This is a genomic window from Ancylomarina sp. YFZ004, assembly GCF_054254355.1.
In genome coordinates this window covers 40,372-61,706 of sequence record NZ_JBTCHQ010000017.1, presented here as the reverse complement: position 1 = coordinate 61,706, position 21,335 = coordinate 40,372, and the positions used below count along the sequence as shown (strand labels likewise).

Below are 21,335 nucleotides of genomic sequence, written 5' to 3'. Positions count from 1 at the left end.
TAAGCTACTCCTTCTCTACTAATTCAAGGCTTTCCATAGCCTTCTCTTCAGATTCTAAAGCAGGTATAAAGGCATTCCACATGCTCACGACTTTTCGCAAAGCGTCAACAACACGGTACAACTCGGCACCACCCATATTACTACCGGAAGGCAGGCAAAGGCCTTGCTCAAATAAACGATCCGAAGTGCCATTTCCATAGTAAGGGCAATCTTCAAAAACAGGTTGCATGTGCATAGGTTTCCAAAGCGGACGAGATTCAATATTTTCTTTCTCCAAAAACAAGCGAATATCCTCACGGGTAATGCCCCCTGTTTTTTTCGGATCAACCAAGATGGCCGTCAACCAGTAGTTGGAGTAGTAGTCTTGACTGGGTTCGCTTTGAAAGCTGATACCCGGCACATCTTTGAGCCAACGGCGGTACCAGACATTAAGCTTTCTCCTGTAATTCACTCGGTCTTCCAGCACCTCCATTTGCCCGCGACCTATGCCAGCCAAAATATTACTCATGCGGTAATTATAACCTACATGTGTGTGCTGGTAGTGTGGGGCAGCATCCCTAGCCTGTGTCGCCAAAAAACGGGACTTCTCAATCAATTGCTTATCTTCTGAAAGCAAAGCACCCCCACCCGAAGTGGTGATAATCTTATTTCCATTAAAAGAGAGCACACCAAATTTACCCCAGGAGCCCATCTTCTTTCCTGCCAGGCTACTTCCAAGTGCCTCGGCAGCATCCTCCACCACAGGTATCCCATAAAAATTGGCTACCGCATTAATATCTTTCATATTGGCAGGCATGCCATACAAATGCACAGGAATAATGGCCTTGGGTTTCGTACCCTTGGCAATACGATCGACTATAGCAGCTTTTAAAGACCTGGGACACATATTCCAAGTATCCTCCTCCGAATCAACCAATACAGGCGTTGCCCCCAAATAGCTAATGGGGTTCACCGTAGCCGAAAAAGTAAAGCTTTGGGCAATGACTTCATCCCCGGCTTTCACGCCCAATAAGATTAAAGCCAGATGAATGGCAGCCGTACCGGCACTCAGGGCTGAAGCATGACCTGCATTTGTATAGCTAGCCAATACATTCTCAAATTCATTCACATTGGGCCCCAAAGGTGCCACCCAATTGGTATCGTACGCTTCTTGTACGTACTTCATCTCATTACCTCCCATATGGGGAGAAGAAAGCCAAATTTTACTTTTCATTGTATCTTTTATTTGTCATTGCGAGGAGGTACGACGAAACAATCTGTAACCATCTTCTACAACCCCTCAAATAGATCCCTCCATTCAGGATTAAACTCATTAATTAATTCTATTTTCTTCTAGCGGGAACCCGCCTTTATTTGTTTCTCTCTAGCGATAGCCTCACCAATATCAAAGTACTGCTCATAGTATACCAGGTGATCCACATTATATCGTACAGTAAAGGACTTGGATTGGTATTTTATCTTATGCTGATCGACTCGTAGTTTTAAGTTGGAAGTAACACCAGTATACAGAACCATATGGTTCTTATTTGTGAGAATGTATACTTAATAGGTGCGGGATTCCTCCTCGTAATGACAGCTTTTAATTAAAGTTTTCTCAATATTTTGGCCGGATTCCCAACGACCATAACATTGTCCGGTACATCCTTTCGTATAACTGAACCAGCACCCACCATCACATTTTTACCAATAGTAACACCTTGTATAATCGTTGAACCTGCACCTATCCAGGTTTCATTGCCAAGGGTAACATTACCACAAAGGATCGCTCCTGGTGAGATGTGTACATAATCACCTAGCCTACAATCATGATCGACCGATGCCATGGTATTGATAATGCATTGCTTACCTATTTTTGTGCCAGATTGAACAACTGCATGATGAAAAACAACTGTCCCCTCTCCTACTTCAGACCTTAAAGAGATTACTGCTGTTGGATGAGCAAGTAGAGGAGATTTAAATTGGAATCTCTCTACGAGTAACTTTCGCGTCGCATTATTCCCAATCCCAAAAACAACTTCAGCTGAAATGCCTTCCAGATCAGAACTACGTAAAACTGGAAAACCGATAAATTCTTCTTTAGCTGGATCATCATCCACAAATCCCTTTACTTCTATTCCTTTAGCCTCTAGACAATCCAAAATTACCTTGCCGTGACCACTAGCACCGTATATGTATACCATGATAATATTTAATTCGTTCCTGTAAACTTTTCCATTGTTACACTACCATCCGCACTGATTCCCTCACTCACAAACACCTTTTTCACTGTCATGAACAAAATCTTAACATCCATTGCAAAAGAAATATTAGCCACATATTCCACGTCCAATCGAAATTTCTCTTCCCAGGATATAGCGTTACGACCATTCACCTGTGCCCAGCCGGTAATGCCTGGCTTCACCTCATGACGGCGTGCCTGTTCTGTATTGTATAAGGGTAAATATTCCATTAAAAGAGGACGAGGCCCCACCAAACTGATATCGCCTTTCAGCACATTCAACAATTGAGGTAACTCATCTAGTGACGTTTTTCGAACAAATGCACCAATAGGTGTTAATCGATCTGCATCTGGAAGAAGATTCCCATTGGCATCCTTTCTGTCGTTCATGGTTTTGAACTTGATGATGCGAAAAGGCTTGCCTTTTTTGCCTGGGCGGGTTTGGAAGAAAAAAGGTTTGCCATCATTAGCAAAAAATAAAAACAAGCTAACCATAAGCAATATTGGACTCGCCAATAGGAAACCCATTAATGCGACTAAAAAGTCACCAAAAGGCTTAAATATCTTTTTATACATGAAATATGATTGTCTGATTTATATAATTGGGTTTAGGCCGTAGTTTGTAAAGGATGGATCGAGGAGCAAGGCTACGAACTACCAACTATTGACTATCGACTAAAGAACTATACTCCTTCAACAACTCCTGCCACACATACTTTTGTTCGTAGCGATCTACAATCATTTGGCGAGAAAATGAAGTCAACAATTCTCGTTTCTCCCGATTCTCAAGAAGTTCTAACATGGCATTGTAGAGTTCATTTTCTTTCTTTGGCGGGATAATCATGCCATTAATACCTTCTTTAATAATCTCATTGCAACCATTTATATCAGATACAATACAGGGTAATTCCATTGCACCTGCTTGCATGACAACATTAGGAAAACCTTCACGATAAGATGGAAATACAAAGACATCGGAAATGGAAAGGAAAGGACGCACATCCTCTTGCCAACCTGCTGCAATTATTCCCGGATGATTTTCAATTAACTTCTCAACATCTGGTAGAAGAGGATCTAAATCTTTTTCGAGATCACCCACTAAAAGAAATCGAACACTAGAATCCTTGGTATAAAGCTTGCCAAAAGCAGTAACCAACTCATTGATTCCCTTATCTCCTACCAAACGACCAACAAAACAAAAAACAGTATGCTTTTCGTCTAAATCATATTCTTCTCTTAAAGCAGCTTGCGTTTCTGATTTAATTTGTTCTCGGAAAAACTTACTTGTATCTATTCCGTTCGAACTCCCTTGTCCAATGACTTTCAACTTATCCTGTTTGCAAAACTCCTCCTTCAAAATAAAATCTTGCAGACCATAAGAATTCGGATAAACTTTGGTCGCACAGGAATAGGTCAATTTCTCTACCCAATTCAAAAGAACACGCTTGGGTCCGCTTGCCTCCATTAAAGGCAAACCTGCTACTGTATGCATGCGAATAGGAATTCCAGCTAATTTAGCTGCCAACATGCCTACAATACCAGCCTTAGGAGTGTGGGTATGTACAATTTCAGGTTTTTGTTTTTTTAGTAATAGATACATTCTCCATAAAGAAAAACAATCTTTTAAAGGAGAAATGGTTCTACTCATTTCGAGAGGAAAAACCGCTACTGATTGTTCATTCTTAACTCTCTTTAATGTATCACCTCCTGAAGAGATAGCAAGAACATTAAAATGAACTTGCATGTAATTAAGCTGACCATGAAGAAGTTTATGTAACGAAATAGGAACAGTGGTAATACGGATGAGTTTTTTTTTCATTTTAACGTTTCATTTCAATCATTGAATTAGATTCAAAACCAAAATCTTGTTTTAATTGCTCAAAATGTTTTAAAAGTAAAGTCAAATCTTCAATATTTCGATAAACATTACCTCCAAAATTATGAGGATGCCACCACAAATGATATATTTTATTTTTTCTTGCTGCATATGTCATCTCATCCTTAATTCTTTGCAACTTACGATTTTGAATCAATTTCTCATTATCACTATAAGGTCTAAAGAACCTGCTTGATGGTAATAACAAAATTTCATCAAATATATTATTTTCATTTAACACATAGGTTAATGAACTACTTATCGGTAATAAAGTGTCAAAAGCTCTTGCTAAAGGAATCAATTTAGAAGTGTTCTTCCAAAACCAAACATCTGGATTGGACCTAACAACCTCAATGCCGTTTTCTTTTGCAACATTTAGATAATCAGCATTAAATTGATTCCTAGGAAAAACAAGTGTTTTTAATTCAATATCAAAATTCACCTTAGAAAAATACTGTGCAGCTTTTAAATCAGCATTAAACTGCTCTATACTTTGACCAAGCTCATTACAATAATAATGGCTAAATGTATGAGATGCTAATTCTTGGTTTGGAGTTTTGATTATTTGAGAAATAATTGAACCTGCATAATGATACGGGTCATCATTTTCATTATCACCAATGTTATCATCGTCCAATAACTTATAAGATGACAAATTACCATTTTTATAGGAAGGTCTTTCTTTAGGTAAATAATTTAAAAGCTGTTCTTTATTATTAGCAAACAAAAAACCTACAGTTGCCCAAGTAGCATGTATTGAATATTTTTCAAATAAACTAAGTATAAGTGGGATGCTTTCTCTAGTCTGATTAAAATAGTTTTTTTTGTTGTTGATATCCCATTTTTCAGCTGCTCCCCAATGGAGTTCAAAATCTAATGAAATAATAAATTTTCCTCGTTCCATTTTCTAAACAGTATCAGAATCAGAATAACTTAAATACCAATTCTCCCTTTTGTTAATAATTGGTTTTAGTTCTTCTTTAAATGCTCTTGCCCCAAAGTGAAGCTCAATAGGTCTAATTTTTTCGGGCATTGTAAAAAAATTTTTATTCTTGAAAATATTATAATTTGGTGAATGGGGTAAGCACCAAGATAAAATGCAATCTGCTTTTTCTTTCTTTATAGCAGCAATTGCGAAATTTAAAAGATAAGTTGCAGCTTCAGGCTTAGCGACATCATAAATTAGCTCCATAATATACCCTATTTTTCCTTTATGCTTTTCTTTTACAACGAAAACAACAAAACCGATATACTCATTCTCTGTAGAATAACAATGAGCAATTTTGTAATCCTCATTGGGCTTTTTTAAATACCTCCAGTTGAGATATTCATGATCCCGTATTACAGCAACTTTAAAGTGAGAAGAAAAGTTTTCCCAAATTTCATTCACTTGTAATGGGAATGAGTTTACCTCCTTTATATAGTAATTTTTATTTTTACTAAATTTTGAATACGACAAGTTTAGATTTGGTAAGAATTGTAAAAATTTAATTTTATCCGTAAAATACTTACTTTTTAATGGCTTTATTAAAAATGGTAATGGATCTAACACCTGCCATTTAAGCTTCTTCTCAAAACCATGGATCGAATTTCCATTGGGGAATCCATACACCAATGCTACACCTGCTTGTTCTTCCTTTTCAAAAACACTTTTAGCTAGCATAGTAAATAACCCCTTACCCCTATAATCAGAATCAGTTATAGTATCAAGTGATTGGGTCCCTGTTTGTGTAATATTATTTATTTTAAACTTAACACATGACGTTGCATAAATTCCCGCAGTTTTATTTTTCACTACATCGAAAGCAATTTCTACAAAACAATTTGATTCTGTATTTTCAAAAAACTGCCATTGAATATTCTGTTTTTCTTTAGGACTACCATTAATGTCGAAACAACCTTTGAATAAATTGATTGTTTCCACTTTAAGATCAACTATTTTATACTTTCCCATACTATTTGATTGATTTATAAATCCTCACCATTTCAAATCATCACTTTAATATTTCCTTAAATTAACCTAACAATTTAAATCCCATTTTTAATTAAATCTTTAACACTTTTGGACCTGAACCTACTGCGAATAGAGTAACGTCTTTGTTCTGCAAAACATATTGAACAAGATCTAAATCATACCACATTTACGTTTATCTTCCCTTACAATCAAATCCCTATTCCCATCGTAGAAACAATTCTTATAGAAATATTTTAAAGACGATTGTAAAAAATGGCCACATATTTCATCATTATCGCCTTTGAAATTATCGCTAAATTGTACTCTGCATTAGTTTTTATAAACCAAAAATCAATATATTTTTGGAGCTCTAGTCTATTCAGGAATACTGCTTATTAAAATGTCTAATTTTATAATATCGATTTTCCCAATGGTTTTTTTTCATACTAAATATTTTTAACAACTTTAGCTGGTACACCAGCGATTACTGTGTTTGAGGGCATTGATTTATTAACAACTGCACCAGCAGCAACAATTACACGTTGTTTGATTTGAACACCTGATAAAACTCTACAACCACTTCCTATCCAAACATTATCAGCAATATGGATAGGTTTATTAATCGTTAGTTGTTCTTTGATTGGAAGTTCTTTATCTGAATAAGAATGGTTAAAACTGTGAAATGATGTATGATTAGCTACAGAAATATTATTTCCAAAACTGATTTCTCCAGCAATATAACAATATGGATTAATACTTACGTTATCTCCGAAAGACATCATATGAACTGCATCAAAAATAACATGTTCGAGAATAACTACATTATCACCACATTTTCTACATAGATTTTTAATAATAATATATCTTATTCCAGCACCTAAATAACCAGGGGTACTTCGAAATAAAACTAATAATTTTTTGTTGATTGATTTTGGTAAAAAACCATCAAGTTTAACAAAAAAAATAATGGCTTTTTTAAATTTATAGAATCTATCTCTTGGTCTATTCCCCATAACCATTTTTTCTATATAAATACAATATATATATATGCAAACATAATCCGAAAGGAAATGCAATAATTGTCATTAATTTATTTGGTGTTTCTTTAAAAAAGTTTTTATTTTTCGACATTATACTACTTGAAATATAGTGCATTGCATTCCTACAACGATCAATAAAGTATGGAGACACAATCATACGGACTTTCCTTTCATAAGCAAATCCCTTTGGATTATTAAAGTATTGTTTTTCCATATTTGGGGTTGAACCGTCTTGCATATATTCTACTACACAATAAATTTCATTAGAACATAACATATCATAATCCTTATCGACGAGAGCATACATGTAACCAAGGGGTACAAATTTTTCTCCTTCAAAAACGGGATACGGCAAATATTTTTTAATTACTTCTGTTCTAAATATAAATTTAATATCACCAACAACACCATGCTTCCTTTTTAATTCTGAATATTTACACTGAGAGATATTGTCTGGAAACTTTGTGCCGATAACACTTCCTTGTCTATCGACATCAAGCCCTAATAATCCTGCAAATTCCTCTCCACCTTTTTTTCTCCATCTATTAATTATCAATTCAATAGCATTATCAGACATATAATCATCTGAGTCAATACATACATTTAGCTCCGTATCAATTAATTCATAAGCTTTGTTGTGGCCAGTATGCATGCCTCCATTTTGCTTATAATGATACTCTATTTCAACAATATCCTCAGCTATCCATAATTCAACCAATTCCTTTGTGTTATCTGTTGAGCCATCATCTATAATTAGCCATTTAAAATCTTTAGAGCTTTGTCGTTTCAATGCCTCATACCCCAGATGAAGGCAATAAGCACGATTATATGTTGGCGTAAAAACTGTAATTGTTTTTTTCATATGATTACCAAATTGTATTTAAAGACATAAAATATGTAAATGCAAAACTCAAAAATAAAATCAACCCGATTTTGGTTTTTTGTTTTTGCCAAATCTTTATTTTAACTAGTGGGAGCAATATGATTATAGGTATTAAGAACCAGGATAGAGATGCAAAACGATTGGAAAAACTAGAGCGTATAACCAATATCCAAAAACTATTGGCTAACAAATAAGTATTAAAAAGTTGTATATAGAATTTATCAGTGTATTTTTTTTTAAAAATGTAGTGGGCACCTAAAGCAATTGGAATGGCACTATAAAATATAAAATCCCAACGAAATCCTGTATATGCAAAAACATTGGCATCGGCATTTGTGCTTAAGTATGAGGATAAACGTTCGTCACCAACATCAAAACCTGCAAAAAACGACTCCCAGAAACCTCCAAATAATAGCGATAGAACAATAGAAGAAAACCATACTACAATATAATCTTTGCTATTAGAATAAAAAAAACTCAAAATAAAGGCCAGTATAGGTAATAACATAGATTTATGGATAATTAAGGCCAGGGCAAAAAACAATAACATTACCCATTTTTTATCTTTGTAGGTAAAAGCCAATAACAAAAATGAAGTTCCAATCCCAGATCTTATTCCATTAACCCCATTGGCCCAAAACAAGAATGAAGTGGCAAACATAAGGAATAAAAGAAAGGTATAATTCCAGCTTAATCGTTTGCAAGCATAATAGGCGGGTAAAACATACAAAGCTGATAAAATAAAAAAATAGGCTCCTGCATTTAAATATCGGGCACTAAAGTTTGTGAATAATCCAAAACCAATATCCTTATACTCCCGGTTATAATTGCCATCTACTATATACATAAATGAATCATAGTAATTTATTGTATCGCCAAAGTAAGTACCAACACCGGGAACATTATAAGGACGCAAACCTATTACAAAAAGGATAATTAAAGCAAAAATAAAGGTGCCCGTACTTTTAACCGACCCTCTGTAATTCCCACTGAGCAACCTAAAAACAGTAAGCATTACCATCAGTAAAATGAAATGGTAATAAAGAAAGGAATAGGTTTGTGGATGGATATTAAACATGCTTGTCTTAATTAAATATTTGGAATAAAACTTCCATTATTAACAATGTTTTTAGGTTGTTACCTAATTCTTTTCTTTAAATTTTAAGAAGTCGATTATTCTTTCAGAGGATTTTCCGTCTCCATATGGATTTTCAGCTTTACTCATCTTTTCGTAATATACTTCATTGTCGAGCAAAGAGGAAACTTCATCAATAATTTGAATATCGCCGGTGCCAACAAGTTTTACTGTGCCAGCAACCAGAGCTTCCGGGCGTTCGGTGGTGTTTCTCATTACCAAAACAGGTATGCCTAACCCGGGAGCTTCTTCCTGAATACCACCGCTATCGGTTAAAACAATGGTGCTTTTCTCCATTAGATATACAAAAGGCAAATAGTCAAGAGGCTCGATAAAAAACATATTCTTTAATGTTTCTGTTCCAAATACTTCGTTTATGGGTTTCCGAACATTTGGGTTTAAATGCATTGGATAAACAAAATCAACCTCGGGATATTTTCCAGTTAAAAATTTAATTGCGGTACAAATATTTAAAAAGCCTTTTCCGAAATTTTCACGTCGATGGCCTGTTATCAGCACCAGTCGTTTTTTATTATTTAGCCGATTAATATTGTAGCCACTTTTTTCCAAGTCTTCGCACAAACTTTTATGCAGCGTTTTTTTTCCTTTTATTTTTTCTAAAACCGAATAAAGTGCATCAATAACTGTATTGCCGGTTACTATTATTGTTTCTTCTTTAACGCCCTCTTTTAATAAATTTTGTTTACTTAATGCTGTAGGTGCGAAATGCCAACTTGCAATTCTTCCTGTCAGTTGCCTGTTTATCTCTTCAGGCCATGGACTATAAACATTATGTGTGCGTAATCCGGCTTCTATATGCCCAACAGGTATTTGTTGGTAAAAAGCTGCAAGGGCAGAAGCAGTTGAGGTAGTTGTGTCGCCATGGACCAAAACAATATCGGGTTTTACCTCCTTCAATACATCACGCATCCCAACCAGCACACGTGCCGTTACGTCATACAAATCCTGACCATGCTTCATAATATTTAAATCATATTCAGGTTCAATTTCAAAAAGCGATAATACCTGATCCAGCATTTCTCGGTGTTGTCCTGTAACACAAACTACAGTTTCAAAAAACTCCTTGTTGGCTTGTAATGCTTTCACCAGCGGAGCCATTTTTATGGCTTCGGGACGTGTGCCAAAAACAGTAAGTACTTTCATTTTAAAAACTTTTCTTTAAATTGCCTTAATCTAAAAATTAATATTAGTTTATTTATTGTATTGACCCCAACTATTTTCATCAACTTCTTTTTAATATTTGATAAGCGTTTCTTTTTAGGATCCAGCCATGACATGGCAAAATGATGAATACAAACGCTCCTTGTAGTTAGAGTAATAATTCCTGTTCCATGGTCTTTGGGACAAAAAAAATCGTGTGGGTACATTACCACCAAATCTTTTATTTCCTGATACTGATTATTAAATATCAAGCCTTTGGTCAGCATGTAATCCGAAATAGTTTTTGTATTTGTAGTCATATCCATGCTCCCATCTTCATTGAGAAAAGTTCGATGATCATAATCTGACAATAATTCTTTTGCCCATAGACTGTCCTTTTCTGCAGCCATCAATCCTGTTGGTACAAAATTATTATTTTCGAAACCTGAAAAGGCGGGATGAATCAGAAACTCATCAAGCGATTTCAAAATCTCAACATCAGTATCCATATATACGCCACCTTCGTTATAAATTGCATATAGACGAACATAGTCTGTTAAAAAAGCAAACTTTCTGTTTTCATAGGCTTGCTTTACATATAAATTGGACTTAATATCGAAGTTATCTTCGTTCCATTCTTTTAATTTATAATCGGGAAGATATTTTTGCCACGACTCAATGCATTTTATGGCTAATTCGGGTTTTTCCCCACGACCAAACCAACAATAGTGAATTGTTTTAGGAATCATTGTATTTTTATGATTGAAAATTATTAATTATGCAAAACGGGTTTTAACCAATTATATATTTAGTGTAAGGAATATAGGAAATAATTTTAACGATAACATAGGAAAGTATAAATGTCAATATTGCTACAATTATTATTTCTAATTCAAGACTTATAGTCCCCTCTGGAATCCAAGTCCAAATCCAACGGTGCATAACAAAAATATGAAGAAGGTAAATTCCAAAACTCATTGTAGAAAGTTCCTTCATTAGTTTAATAAAGGTCTTATTTAAATGCATCATTTGCATGTTCTGAATTAATACGAACCATCCGATGCACATCATAACTACGCTTATAGAAAGGTAATTATAAAGCACAGTTCCAGAATTGAAGCCAGAAATAGGGACAATATAGAATATTGCCGGAAGAATGATAGAAAGGATAAAAATACTTCCTCCCAATTTTATTATGCAAATTGATTTTTTAAGGTCAATCGGAAATCGTTTTAAGTAATAACCTAATACCATATAGCCCATAAAACCGCTAAAAGTCGATAATAAATGATAATCACTTCGCATTTTAATAAAGGCATTAACATATGGCAAACACATAACAATTAGCCATAAAACCAGGAAATATTGGATATCTTTTTTTGAGGCGGTAATCAACCATTTTGAAACAATGGGAGCAAAAAGATATAAACCAATCAAGGTGTACATAAACCATAATATGCCTTCGACAGAATTGAAAGGAATTTGCAATAATAATTTGCCAACACCGGTCAGATCAATTTCAGAATAAAAACATTTTATAGTAATATAAAAAAGCGACCAAATAATTGTAGGAAAAAGAATACGAGAAAATCGTCTTTTCAAAAAATCTTTTAATGGCAATTTTACCGGAAGTATCAATGCTCCTGAAACCATAAAGAGCAATCCAATGCAAGGCATTGTCAGATAGCTTAATCCGCCCAGCAAATAACTCGATGTTAAAGGGATTTCTAAATTAGGCATGGGGGCATGCATAAAAATCACCATTAAAATAGCTAGCACTCTTAATGTGTCAAGCCAGACAATTCTGTTTGTTTTTAATTCTTTCACTTAATCTATCAGTTTATATATTTTCTCAACTTCATTTTCATTACCGTAATCTCGGCTACTAAGATTATCTACCAATTGAGCCTGTAACGCTTTGTTTTCAATAAATTGGTGTAATCCTTTTGCAGCTCCGTCATTGTCAATAGGAACAATCACACCGTCAACACCGTTGGTAAGTTGACTTTGTGCCGTAGGAAAATTTGTGATAACAACAGGTTTATAAAGCATTTGTGCTTCACGTACAGTAACTGCTTTTCCCTCATAACGGGAGGGTTGCACATAGATATCACAAGCCTGCATATATGGATATGGATTGCTTTTTTTGCCTAATAGGATGACATGTTTTTGCATTTTTGCCTCCTCAATGTTATTTATGATTAATGTTTCATCTCTACCATAACCTACTATATACCATATTACATTACATCCTGATTCAATCAGTTTTTTGCAAATAAATGGGAGATTATCGAAATTTTTTGCGGTAGAATATCTGCCAACTGATAATAATTTTGTAACACTTTTTTTATTTGGCATTTCTTCGCTTACATTATTTGTCTGAGCTTGTTCGCGAACAAATGCAGGAGAGAGAATATTTTCGATTAAAACAATTTTATTTTTTAGCGATGGAAAAGTTTTTAAAAAGGCACTCGTTACACCTTCAGAAATGGAGGCTATATAATCGCATGAATTCCATACGGGGAGCTCGGCAGAGCTATCTATTTCAAGTATTGAAAAATCGGTATGTATCCAGCCTATTTTCTTTTTAGCTCTTACTTTATCTCTAAGAACATGAAAAGGAGATATAAACCCGATTGCCAAATCATATTCAATATTTGAATTTATTGTAGGTAAGAGTGGAGAGGTATACTTAGAGACGTAGTGGTAAATTGAAAAATTTTCTTTCTTTGATTTTGATTTTTTATAATATTGATTTGATTTCCATCTAGCGAACAAGCGAGCTAAGACAATATCCGCAGAACCCTTTTTGATTACATCAATCATTGGGTTCGAAAGCTTTGAATATTTTATTAATTCAGGCAAAAGATTTACCTCTTTTGGTATCATTTTGAAAAAATCTCCTCCATATCGGTATAAAAATAGATCAACATCGTATTTCGAATAATCAATTGCATTTAATAAACCAATTAAACTACGTTCGACCCCTCCGATTTCTAGATATTGGGTCGTTATAAAAATGCGTTTTTTCATAGTTTATTCTTAGTACGGTATCTTTTTATAATATACGATGAGGATAGAGTAAGGTATATTTTAGTGTTGGGATTGAAGAGTAGATTTTTAAGTGCCTTTCCAAATGGAAGCTCCATATATTTATAGCTTAAAACTCCAAATAAACTTAATAATGCGATAATAAGCAATGGTAATATCCAATTAAAATTTCCAAATATCGGGCTTAGTTTATTGATTAAAACTATTCCAATATTTTGATGAATTAGATAAATGGAATAAGAAGCAACTCCAATCTTACTGATTGTCTTACCACCTAAAAATGAAATATATTGTGGCTTATACACAAATATTAACAGGATTATACAAACCATGGACGAGAATAAAACTGTATATACGTTAAATATCCAAATGGTTTGAATCAGAAACAGAATGAGTAAGTATATAAGTAATTTTTTATCGTCTTTACTATAATATAAATTCTTTAGCACCATTCCTATTAAAAACCAGATACTATACTCGAAAAATTGAAACACTTTGAAAAATTCTCTAAAAGAAAGAAAAATATTCACTCCGATAATCGGTGATAAAATATCCATACCTATCCTTGTAATAAATACAAAATAACTTATTATACCAATAAATACGAGGATTGAAAAATTTCTTAAAAGATTTTGAGTCGACAAAAAATATATTGCACCAGCTAATATGTAAAAGGAAATTTCTATCCAGAGCGACCAATATGCTCCATCGATATATGCTACTTTTATGTGAAATAATTTATTAGTTAATACCGGATCTATAAAAGTATTTGAAAAGAGTAAATTTATAAAACTCTTTGATTCTGCAAATAGATTAGTCTTGTCGACAAAATTCAGGAACAGAAATGTTCCCGTAGAACAGATTACCATCGCCGGGACTAGCCGTATGAATCTTTTTTTGATGAACTCGGTAAAGGAATTGCATTTTGACAGAGTAAGGGTAATCACAAAGCCGGAGATTATAAAAAATAATTCAACACCTAAATAACCATACTTCACCCCCCCCCATATGTTAATTGTATAATTATAAAATTTTCCCAGATAGCTAAAATAATAATGATAAAACATGACCATTAAAATTGCCACAACTCTTAATCCATCCAGTGCGGATACCCTGTTTTTAGTTTCAATATCCTTCATTTTTTACGTATATTCTGAACACTATCTATTATTATTTTTGTAGATTCAGGATAATAATTTAAACCCCATTTTATAATTTTCATCTTACCCTTAGCATTATGTTTTAAGGGATAAAAATCATTAACTTTTAATAGTTCTATAATTTTCAAGAACCATTCTTTTTCGTAACAAAAGAAAATTAAATGATTAAATACAACATGTTCTAAAGCTTCCAGTTTCATTTCAATCCCCTGCATAATATTTTTATTATCTTTCGCTTTGTGTGTTGCAAATTCTTGCAATGAATTCCGAACTTCAATTATTGACTCAAAATATTTAAATCTTTTATAACCATTATTGGAGTTTGTAAATGAATTAGGATTTTGCACATAGTAATAACATACCCTATCAAGAAAAGATAAACGATTTGTGCATAACATTAATTTCGGGAGTATCTCGGAATCTTGCATGTTGATTCTTTCCTTAAATTGGATTTGATGATTTAAAAATAAGTCTTGTTTAAATATAAACAACGGACTATAACTTTTTGAATAGTTATTTTTATAAAATTCAGAACCTGTAATACACCCATTTACCCCAACTAGTTGATTTGAATGGGAACTACTCATTTTATAGTGCTCATCAACAACCGCATAATCAAGAACCAAAACATCTAACTTACTCTTTTCTATTTCATCTACTATCTCCTGAAGTACATTTGTTTGTATAAAATCGTCACCATCAATAAACCAAACAAAATCTCCTTTACTGTTTTTTAAACCTGTGTTACGACTAGCACCTAAACCTGAATTTTCTTGATGAATTATTTTAAGGTTTTGAATTCCAATTGCAAGTCTATTTATTATCTGTTCAGTTTTATCAGTTGAACCATCGTTTACAACAATAATTTCATATAGTTTTTTATCAAAATTTTGTTGAATACATGATTCGATACACTTTTCTATGTATTTTTCTACGTTGTAGGCTGCTATGGCAATGCTAATTTTCATTGATTTTATATTTTACTTGACCATAAATAATATATCATATAAGCAAACAAATAAAGTTTTAAATTCAAAAACATCTTTATCAATCGAGTCTGTAAATTGTTAATTGAATTATCTCTTTCCGCCTTCCTAAATTCCTCATTATTGAAAATTCTTCTTACTTTTTTATAACTCTTAAATACATTTTCCTTCTTAATGCACAGTAAGATAAATTCATTAGTATTATTTGCAAAATCTGTATTAAACTGATTCCAATTAATTTCACAGTTTAATTCTTTATTATTAAGCAGGAGCTTTTCCCTACTTTTTAAAAACATTTCAAATTGATTTTCTCTATAAGTTCTAATAATACTTCCTTCATTTGAATAATAATGATAATAGGCTTTATCTATAGAAAAAACAGTTTTTGCATTTTCGAAAACATAAAAATTAAACCAATAATCTTCAGCTCTTTTTAGTGATTCATCAAAAAGCAATTCATTGTCTTTTAAAAATGCAACTTTATACATTTTAGTACATGCACTAGGTATAATACCCAAATAACCTCCATAATAAGGTTCAACAAAATGTTTCCTTATTTCAATTTGTTTTAATAACTGATTATAAGGTAACTTATTTCTAATGTGTCGATATTCTAAATTACCTGTTTTATATTGGAAAATATTTGAAGTAATAACATCAGGATGATTATTTATTAATACGTTAAAAAAATCTTCAACCATACTAGAATCTATAGAATCATCTGAATCAATAAAACATATATATTCCCCTTTTGCAATTTTTAATCCTGAATTTCTTGCCCCCGATAAGCCTTTATTCTTTTGGTCTATCAGAAGGATTCTAGAATCTTTCTTGACATAATCTCTGCAAATTTCCAGACAGTTATCTGTTGAGCCATCGTTCACTAAGATAACTTCAGTATTATAATAGGTTTGAGCTAAAACACTTTCTATACACCTCCTCAAATATTTTTCAACATTATAAACAGGGATTACGATGCTTATTTCCATTTATCTGTAATTTTTTATAGAGAATAATTCCTTTTCAAAATAGGTAACTTTCTCGTTATATTTTAAAATTAAAGGATGCATTATATGCCCTGCTAAAAAAGCCCAAGGTATAGGATAGTTATTTTCATCATAAATACCCCCGGGGTTCTTTATTAGTTTAGGAAAAAAATAATCCATTCTATTATGAATCTCCATCATCCATTCTTTACAAATAGGTGAATTGGGCTTGTATACAAAAGCACCATTTGAAATTAAAATTGGGTAGTTTTTTTTCAGGTCTTTTCCGAGTTCATTCTTTATATTAACAACAGAGCCCTGGTATCTTTCTCTTACTCCTAATACCCATTTATCGTCTACATTATTTAATTTAGAAAACAACTTCCTCCATGAGTTTAAACATTGCTTAATGTCTGAATACCCACCCCCATGGTGTAACATAAAATAACATCTTAAATAATCTGATTTTTGAATTAATGACAGATATTTAAACCCTTTATGTAAAGGATATTCCTTAATTATATATTGATCCAGATTATTTGGCGTAATTAATTTAACCTCAACACCAGAATTTTCTATCAATGATTGTAATCCAATTTTTCTATTATTTGTAAGTTCATTATTACCTGTCCAAAAAACATAAATTATTTCTTTTGCATAATTAAGTTTTGAGTTTTCTTTTTTTTCAACTCTTGATAAAAACGTATCTCTATACTGATCTGAGTTGTACTTATATTTGTTAAAATATAAAACATAATACTTATACAAAAATAAATATATTGGTATTAATATATTTTTAATTCTATCTTTCATAATTTCAATAATTATATTCTTTTGCTTAGATAACTTTTTTCTTCTTTAGTTAAGAGTAAAATTGAATAAAATAAAACATATAATATGGAGTAGCTTCCGCCTGCTACTACAAATTTAAACCATGAATCTATAACTAGATTAGTTTTAAATAATACTCCAACTCCAACAAAAACAAGAGTATAAACAATTTGAAATAAGAATGTTTTTTTATAAAATGTTACAATTTGAAATTTGAAATAAATTACAAAAAGCACATTGTTGATAATTGTATTTATAAACATTGCTACAGCAATAGGAATTAAAATGCCGTAGAATCCATAATCTGTTGAAAGGAAATAGCCCAAAAGAACCGCAATGCTTGTACTAATTAACGTTCCAATGGCTCTATATTTGACCTTATCCTTAATTTCAAGTATTGACATTCCAAAACTCTGAGTTAAAGGAATACAAGTGGCAAACATAATAATTAAAGCAATATTCCATGATTCTAAATAGGATTCTCCTACCCATAATAGAATAAACTCCTTTCCTAACACAATAAATCCAGATAAAATTAATAGAGATATAAAAATATTTATTCGCCCAACCTTTATCATCGTGTCTGTTAATTCTTTAGGTGAATTACTGATAATAATCATTTGTGCTGCTTTTGGTAATAATAAAGTATTAATTACCCCGGAAAAGGCGCCAAAATAGCCACCTAGCATCAATCCAATACCAAATATTGCTACAATAACCGTGTTTTCGTTTATGCCTAAAATGATCTGTCCAGCATTCCATTGAAAAGACCTTATTAGACCCAAAATAAAAATCCAAATTGAATATTTAAAAATCTTCCTTATCACATCTTTATTACTTTCTTTAAATACAAATTTTACTTTTAGCTTTGAAACACAGTAATAAAACGTAATTAAAATGACTAATAAACTGAAGATTGTATCAATTACAACTAATGAAATGGACTTTCCACCCATCGTCAGTATAGCATAAACCGTTGCGGCTCTCAATAGATATTTAATGATACCTAAAGCTCTGGGAAACACAAATTCACCATAAGCCGTACAAAGAGCCGTAAAAGTTCCCCCTGGTAGGGTAATAGCAACGTTAAATATAAGTATTAGAAACATTATTTTTGCAGCTGCCATCTGCCCAAGAGATAGTGATTGTCCAAATATTTTATCGAGATTAATATATAAACAAATACCTACGATAACTAAAATAGTAGATATGGCAAGATAAATTAGCATTGTTGTGCCTAGAAACTTCCGTTCGCCCAATAAATCTTTTTCTGCCCGGTATTTTGATACAAAACGAACAATGGTATTGTTTAGTCCTAAATCCATCAAGGATAAATAAGCGACGAATGAGCCTATTAATAGATATAACCCATACTCTGAGTCTCCTAGCTTGTGTACTACAAAAGGAGTCAGTACCAAACCAACTAAGTTCGTAATTATAATGGTTGCATAGGATAATAGTGCTCCTTTTTTTAGTTGGCTCATAATTAATAACAATAATTGTTTTTTATTTCAAATTCTTCCAATACCATTCAGTAGCTTCTTTTATTCCCTCTTTTATTGAAAATTTAGGGTCATAAACTAACAGTGTGCGCCCTTTTTCAATGGAAGCCAATGAATGTGGTATATCACCAGCTCGTGTAGGGCCATGTAGAATTTCCACCCTTGCAATTTCAGCATCGAATGTTGCAAGATTAGTCTTAAGTGAATCAATTAATTCATTTAAGTCGGTACGGTCACCAAATGCAACGTTGAAAACTTCAGCTAATACACTATTAGTGTATACCCAGGTATTATTTTGTTCGTATTTTGAATAGTAAGCCTTAGCTCTTTCCTTTATTTTTTCGGTTGGTGTGATAGCTGCAAGCTGGTTAGCCTGAATCACATTATCGATATAGGTAAAGTCGCGAGAAAAAGTGCCATCTCCATTAATCACCGGCGATTCATGGTCCATAAATTTCTTTACAAACAAAGGAATGACGGCAGCATAAGCACCGTTAGGATCCTGTCGGCGGCCAAAAACGTTGAAATAACGCAAACCAATGGTTTCAATACCATACAAGTCGCTAAAGTTCTTGGCATACAATTCATCCACATACTTGGTAATGGCGTAAGGCGAAAGAGCATTCCCAATTTTATGCTCCACCTTTGGTAAGGCTTTAGAGTCGCCATAAGTTGAAGAAGAAGCTGCGTAAACAAAACGTTTTACTCCTGCCTCTTTAGCTGCAAATAGCATTTTCACAAAACCACCAATGTTCACATCAGTAGCAGTCATTGGGTCAACAATAGAACGGGGCACCGAACCAAGGGCTGCCTGGTGCAATACATAGTCCACACCTACTACTGCTTTTTGGCAATCCTCATAGTTGCGGATATCCCCTTCAATAAGGGTGAAGTTGGGTTTGCTCAGGAAGGGTTCTATGTTATGGCGGTGGCCAGTCATAAAGTTATCCAGGCAAACAACTTCATTATTTTGTTCAAGGAGTGCTTCGCATAGGTTTGAGCCGATAAAGCCTGCTCCTCCTGTTACTAAAACCTTGGAATCTTTTATTATTCTATTCATTTTCTCCACTAATATTTCTTAAAATAGTCCGCAAGCGAACTCAACTTATTTTATCCACAGATTAAAAGCTGCCTGTGGCAGTAGTTCGTCCACGAATTACACAAATGAACACAAATTTAATTAGTGATAATTAGTGTGATTTGTGGACAGAAATAATTTGGTAATAGTAAACTTTTAAAGTCTACCGTCAACCAAGTCCTTCTCCCAGATGCCCTTGATGTCGTAAATAACCGCATCGTGTCCGTTACGCAATACTGATAAGTCCAAGTCTTTGAATTCATTATGAGAGACGGCCAAAACCACTCCGTCGTATTTGTGTTCGGTGATGCTGTCGACCAAATCCAATCCGTACTCGGCTTTCACCTCCTTATTATCGGCCCAAGGGTCGTACACATCTACCTGCGATCCGTATTCCTTTAGCTCGTTGATGACGTCAATGGCTTTAGTGTTGCGAATATCAGGACAATTCTCTTTAAAAGTGATTCCCAATACCAATATTTTAGAATTCCTTACGGCTTGTCCTTTTTTAATCATCAACTTCACCACCTGAGAAGCGACCCAAGCACCCATGCCATCGTTCAAACGACGACCTGCAAGAATAATTTCAGGATTGTAACCCGTTTCCTGTGCCTTTTGTGCCAAATAGTAAGGATCAACACCAATACAGTGTCCGCCTACCAAGCCTGGTGTGAATGGCAGAAAGTTCCATTTTGTTCCGGCTGCTTCCAGTACCGCGCGGGTATCAATATTCATATTACTGAAAATCTTCGCCAACTCGTTCACAAAAGCAATATTGATATCACGTTGTGAGTTTTCAATAACTTTTGCAGCTTCGGCAACTTTGATGCTTGGTGCCAAATGCGTTCCTGCTACAATTATCGATTTGTACAATTCATCTACCTTGATACCTGTTTCAGGATTGGAACCGGAAGTCACCTTCTTAATTTTGGTTACCGTATGTTCCTTATCACCCGGATTGATACGTTCAGGCGAGTAACCCACAAAAAAGTCCTTATTAAAGGTCATGCCTGATGATTGCTCTAGAACAGGAACACAATCCTCTTCGGTAGCACCAGGATAAACTGTAGACTCATAAATAACAATATCATTCTCTTTTAGAACTGCGCCTATCGTTTCAGATGCTTTTACCAAAGGAGTTAAAACCGGGCGGTTATTCTTGTCGGTAGGTGTTGGAACCGTTACAATATAGTAGTTGCAATTAGCCAAGTCTTCCTTTTGTGTCGTTAAAAACAAACCATTATCATCTCCAGAATACTCATCTCGCAAAACAGATTTCAAATTTGCATCATCCACCTCTAAGGTAGAGTCTGTACCACCGTTTAATTCATTGACACGATCCTGCTTGATATCAAAACCAACTACAGGGTACTTTTTCGCAAATTCAACAGCCAAAGGCAGGCCTACGTAACCGAGCCCGATTACTGCAATTTTAGGATTAGAATTGTTCATGAGGTATTCTTTGTGTATTTTT

General features: G+C 33.6%; 21 protein-coding genes. All 21 read right to left on the bottom strand.

Going from position 1 to position 21,335, the window contains the following annotated elements; all coding sequences use genetic code 11:
• Positions 1–4: 4 nt before the first annotated feature.
• Complete coding sequence (locus ACXR6G_RS19140; RefSeq protein ID WP_458363062.1) at positions 5–1,213, bottom strand: DegT/DnrJ/EryC1/StrS family aminotransferase; 1,209 nt, start codon at positions 1,211–1,213, stop codon at positions 5–7.
• Positions 1,214–1,332: 119 nt separating this feature from the next.
• Positions 1,333–1,536: a GIY-YIG nuclease family protein gene (locus ACXR6G_RS19135; RefSeq protein WP_458363069.1), complete on the bottom strand. Its 204-nt coding sequence runs from the start codon at positions 1,534–1,536 to the stop codon at positions 1,333–1,335.
• A 47-nt stretch (positions 1,537–1,583) separates the two neighbouring features.
• The gene (locus ACXR6G_RS19130; RefSeq protein WP_458363061.1) at positions 1,584–2,180 is read right to left on the bottom strand and encodes an acetyltransferase; all 597 of its coding nucleotides are present in this window, start codon (positions 2,178–2,180) and stop codon (positions 1,584–1,586) included.
• Between the two features lie 8 nt (positions 2,181–2,188).
• A complete protein-coding gene (locus ACXR6G_RS19125) occupies positions 2,189–2,794 on the bottom strand; it encodes a sugar transferase (protein WP_458363060.1) in 606 nt (201 codons plus the stop codon).
• An 85-nt stretch (positions 2,795–2,879) separates the two neighbouring features.
• Positions 2,880–4,037, bottom strand: coding sequence for a glycosyltransferase family 4 protein (locus ACXR6G_RS19120; RefSeq protein WP_458363059.1), 1,158 nt, complete (start codon positions 4,035–4,037; stop codon positions 2,880–2,882).
• A gap of 1 nt (position 4,038) precedes the next feature.
• Positions 4,039–4,998: a polysaccharide deacetylase family protein gene (locus ACXR6G_RS19115; RefSeq protein ID WP_458363058.1), complete on the bottom strand. Its 960-nt coding sequence runs from the start codon at positions 4,996–4,998 to the stop codon at positions 4,039–4,041.
• Positions 4,999–5,001: 3 nt separating this feature from the next.
• Positions 5,002–6,048 (bottom strand): GNAT family N-acetyltransferase, encoded by a 1,047-nt coding sequence (locus tag ACXR6G_RS19110; protein ID WP_458363057.1) that lies wholly within the window; start codon positions 6,046–6,048, stop codon positions 5,002–5,004.
• 446 nt (positions 6,049–6,494) lie between these two features.
• Entirely contained in the window at positions 6,495–7,061 is a 567-nt protein-coding gene (locus ACXR6G_RS19105) for an acyltransferase (RefSeq protein ID WP_458363056.1), read from the bottom strand.
• Positions 7,051–7,950: a glycosyltransferase family 2 protein gene (locus tag ACXR6G_RS19100; RefSeq protein ID WP_458363055.1), complete on the bottom strand. Its 900-nt coding sequence runs from the start codon at positions 7,948–7,950 to the stop codon at positions 7,051–7,053. The genes ACXR6G_RS19105 and ACXR6G_RS19100 overlap by 11 nt, the downstream gene beginning before the upstream one ends.
• A 4-nt stretch (positions 7,951–7,954) precedes the next feature.
• Positions 7,955–9,049 carry an EpsG family protein gene (locus ACXR6G_RS19095; RefSeq protein WP_458363054.1) on the bottom strand — a complete coding sequence of 365 codons (1,095 nt, stop codon included), beginning with the start codon at positions 9,047–9,049 and terminating at the stop codon, positions 7,955–7,957.
• Between the two features lie 63 nt (positions 9,050–9,112).
• Entirely contained in the window at positions 9,113–10,270 is a 1,158-nt protein-coding gene (gene wecB, locus ACXR6G_RS19090; RefSeq protein ID WP_458363053.1) for a non-hydrolyzing UDP-N-acetylglucosamine 2-epimerase, read from the bottom strand.
• Complete coding sequence (locus tag ACXR6G_RS19085; protein ID WP_458363052.1) at positions 10,267–11,016, bottom strand: glycosyltransferase family 32 protein; 750 nt, start codon at positions 11,014–11,016, stop codon at positions 10,267–10,269. Before ACXR6G_RS19085 ends, wecB begins: the two co-directional genes overlap by 4 nt.
• A 43-nt stretch (positions 11,017–11,059) precedes the next feature.
• The gene (locus tag ACXR6G_RS19080; RefSeq protein WP_458363051.1) at positions 11,060–12,094 is read right to left on the bottom strand and encodes an acyltransferase; all 1,035 of its coding nucleotides are present in this window, start codon (positions 12,092–12,094) and stop codon (positions 11,060–11,062) included.
• Positions 12,095–13,300 (bottom strand): glycosyltransferase, encoded by a 1,206-nt coding sequence (locus tag ACXR6G_RS19075; protein ID WP_458363050.1) that lies wholly within the window; start codon positions 13,298–13,300, stop codon positions 12,095–12,097. It lies immediately after the preceding gene.
• Positions 13,297–14,457, bottom strand: coding sequence for an acyltransferase family protein (locus tag ACXR6G_RS19070; protein ID WP_458363049.1), 1,161 nt, complete (start codon positions 14,455–14,457; stop codon positions 13,297–13,299). The genes ACXR6G_RS19075 and ACXR6G_RS19070 overlap by 4 nt, the downstream gene beginning before the upstream one ends.
• Positions 14,454–15,446, bottom strand: coding sequence for a glycosyltransferase family 2 protein (locus ACXR6G_RS19065; RefSeq protein WP_458363048.1), 993 nt, complete (start codon positions 15,444–15,446; stop codon positions 14,454–14,456). Before ACXR6G_RS19065 ends, ACXR6G_RS19070 begins: the two co-directional genes overlap by 4 nt.
• 5 nt (positions 15,447–15,451) lie before the next feature.
• Positions 15,452–16,453 carry a glycosyltransferase family 2 protein gene (locus ACXR6G_RS19060; protein ID WP_458363047.1) on the bottom strand — a complete coding sequence of 334 codons (1,002 nt, stop codon included), beginning with the start codon at positions 16,451–16,453 and terminating at the stop codon, positions 15,452–15,454.
• Positions 16,454–17,263 carry a hypothetical protein gene (locus ACXR6G_RS19055; RefSeq protein ID WP_458363046.1) on the bottom strand — a complete coding sequence of 270 codons (810 nt, stop codon included), beginning with the start codon at positions 17,261–17,263 and terminating at the stop codon, positions 16,454–16,456.
• A gap of 11 nt (positions 17,264–17,274) precedes the next feature.
• Positions 17,275–18,765, bottom strand: a complete 1,491-nt coding sequence (locus ACXR6G_RS19050; protein WP_458363045.1) for an oligosaccharide flippase family protein — start codon at positions 18,763–18,765, stop codon at positions 17,275–17,277.
• Between the two features lie 22 nt (positions 18,766–18,787).
• Positions 18,788–19,843, bottom strand: coding sequence for an SDR family oxidoreductase (locus ACXR6G_RS19045; protein WP_458363044.1), 1,056 nt, complete (start codon positions 19,841–19,843; stop codon positions 18,788–18,790).
• Positions 19,844–20,017: 174 nt separating this feature from the next.
• Positions 20,018–21,313, bottom strand: a complete 1,296-nt coding sequence (locus tag ACXR6G_RS19040) for a nucleotide sugar dehydrogenase (protein ID WP_458363043.1) — start codon at positions 21,311–21,313, stop codon at positions 20,018–20,020.
• Positions 21,314–21,335 lie beyond the last annotated feature (22 nt).

Excerpts from the sequence above, each read along its gene's own strand:
- ACXR6G_RS19140 (WP_458363062.1), bottom strand. The coding sequence starts at position 1,213 with ATGAAAAGTAAAATTTGGCTTTCTTCTCCCCATATGGGAGGTAATGAG.
- ACXR6G_RS19130 (WP_458363061.1), bottom strand. The coding sequence starts at position 2,180 with ATGGTATACATATACGGTGCTAGTGGTCACGGCAAGGTAATTTTGGAT.
- ACXR6G_RS19125 (WP_458363060.1), bottom strand. The coding sequence starts at position 2,794 with ATGTATAAAAAGATATTTAAGCCTTTTGGTGACTTTTTAGTCGCATTA.
- ACXR6G_RS19120 (WP_458363059.1), bottom strand. The coding sequence starts at position 4,037 with ATGAAAAAAAAACTCATCCGTATTACCACTGTTCCTATTTCGTTACAT.
- ACXR6G_RS19115 (WP_458363058.1), bottom strand. The coding sequence starts at position 4,998 with ATGGAACGAGGAAAATTTATTATTTCATTAGATTTTGAACTCCATTGG.
- ACXR6G_RS19110 (WP_458363057.1), bottom strand. The coding sequence starts at position 6,048 with ATGGGAAAGTATAAAATAGTTGATCTTAAAGTGGAAACAATCAATTTA.
- ACXR6G_RS19105 (WP_458363056.1), bottom strand. The coding sequence starts at position 7,061 with ATGGGGAATAGACCAAGAGATAGATTCTATAAATTTAAAAAAGCCATT.
- ACXR6G_RS19100 (WP_458363055.1), bottom strand. The coding sequence starts at position 7,950 with ATGAAAAAAACAATTACAGTTTTTACGCCAACATATAATCGTGCTTAT.
- ACXR6G_RS19095 (WP_458363054.1), bottom strand. The coding sequence starts at position 9,049 with ATGTTTAATATCCATCCACAAACCTATTCCTTTCTTTATTACCATTTC.
- wecB (WP_458363053.1), bottom strand. The coding sequence starts at position 10,270 with ATGAAAGTACTTACTGTTTTTGGCACACGTCCCGAAGCCATAAAAATG.
- ACXR6G_RS19085 (WP_458363052.1), bottom strand. The coding sequence starts at position 11,016 with ATGATTCCTAAAACAATTCACTATTGTTGGTTTGGTCGTGGGGAAAAA.
- ACXR6G_RS19075 (WP_458363050.1), bottom strand. The coding sequence starts at position 13,300 with ATGAAAAAACGCATTTTTATAACGACCCAATATCTAGAAATCGGAGGG.
- ACXR6G_RS19070 (WP_458363049.1), bottom strand. The coding sequence starts at position 14,457 with ATGAAGGATATTGAAACTAAAAACAGGGTATCCGCACTGGATGGATTA.
- ACXR6G_RS19065 (WP_458363048.1), bottom strand. The coding sequence starts at position 15,446 with ATGAAAATTAGCATTGCCATAGCAGCCTACAACGTAGAAAAATACATA.
- ACXR6G_RS19060 (WP_458363047.1), bottom strand. The coding sequence starts at position 16,453 with ATGGAAATAAGCATCGTAATCCCTGTTTATAATGTTGAAAAATATTTG.
- ACXR6G_RS19055 (WP_458363046.1), bottom strand. The coding sequence starts at position 17,263 with ATGAAAGATAGAATTAAAAATATATTAATACCAATATATTTATTTTTG.
- ACXR6G_RS19050 (WP_458363045.1), bottom strand. The coding sequence starts at position 18,765 with ATGAGCCAACTAAAAAAAGGAGCACTATTATCCTATGCAACCATTATA.
- ACXR6G_RS19045 (WP_458363044.1), bottom strand. The coding sequence starts at position 19,843 with ATGAATAGAATAATAAAAGATTCCAAGGTTTTAGTAACAGGAGGAGCA.
- ACXR6G_RS19040 (WP_458363043.1), bottom strand. The coding sequence starts at position 21,313 with ATGAACAATTCTAATCCTAAAATTGCAGTAATCGGGCTCGGTTACGTA.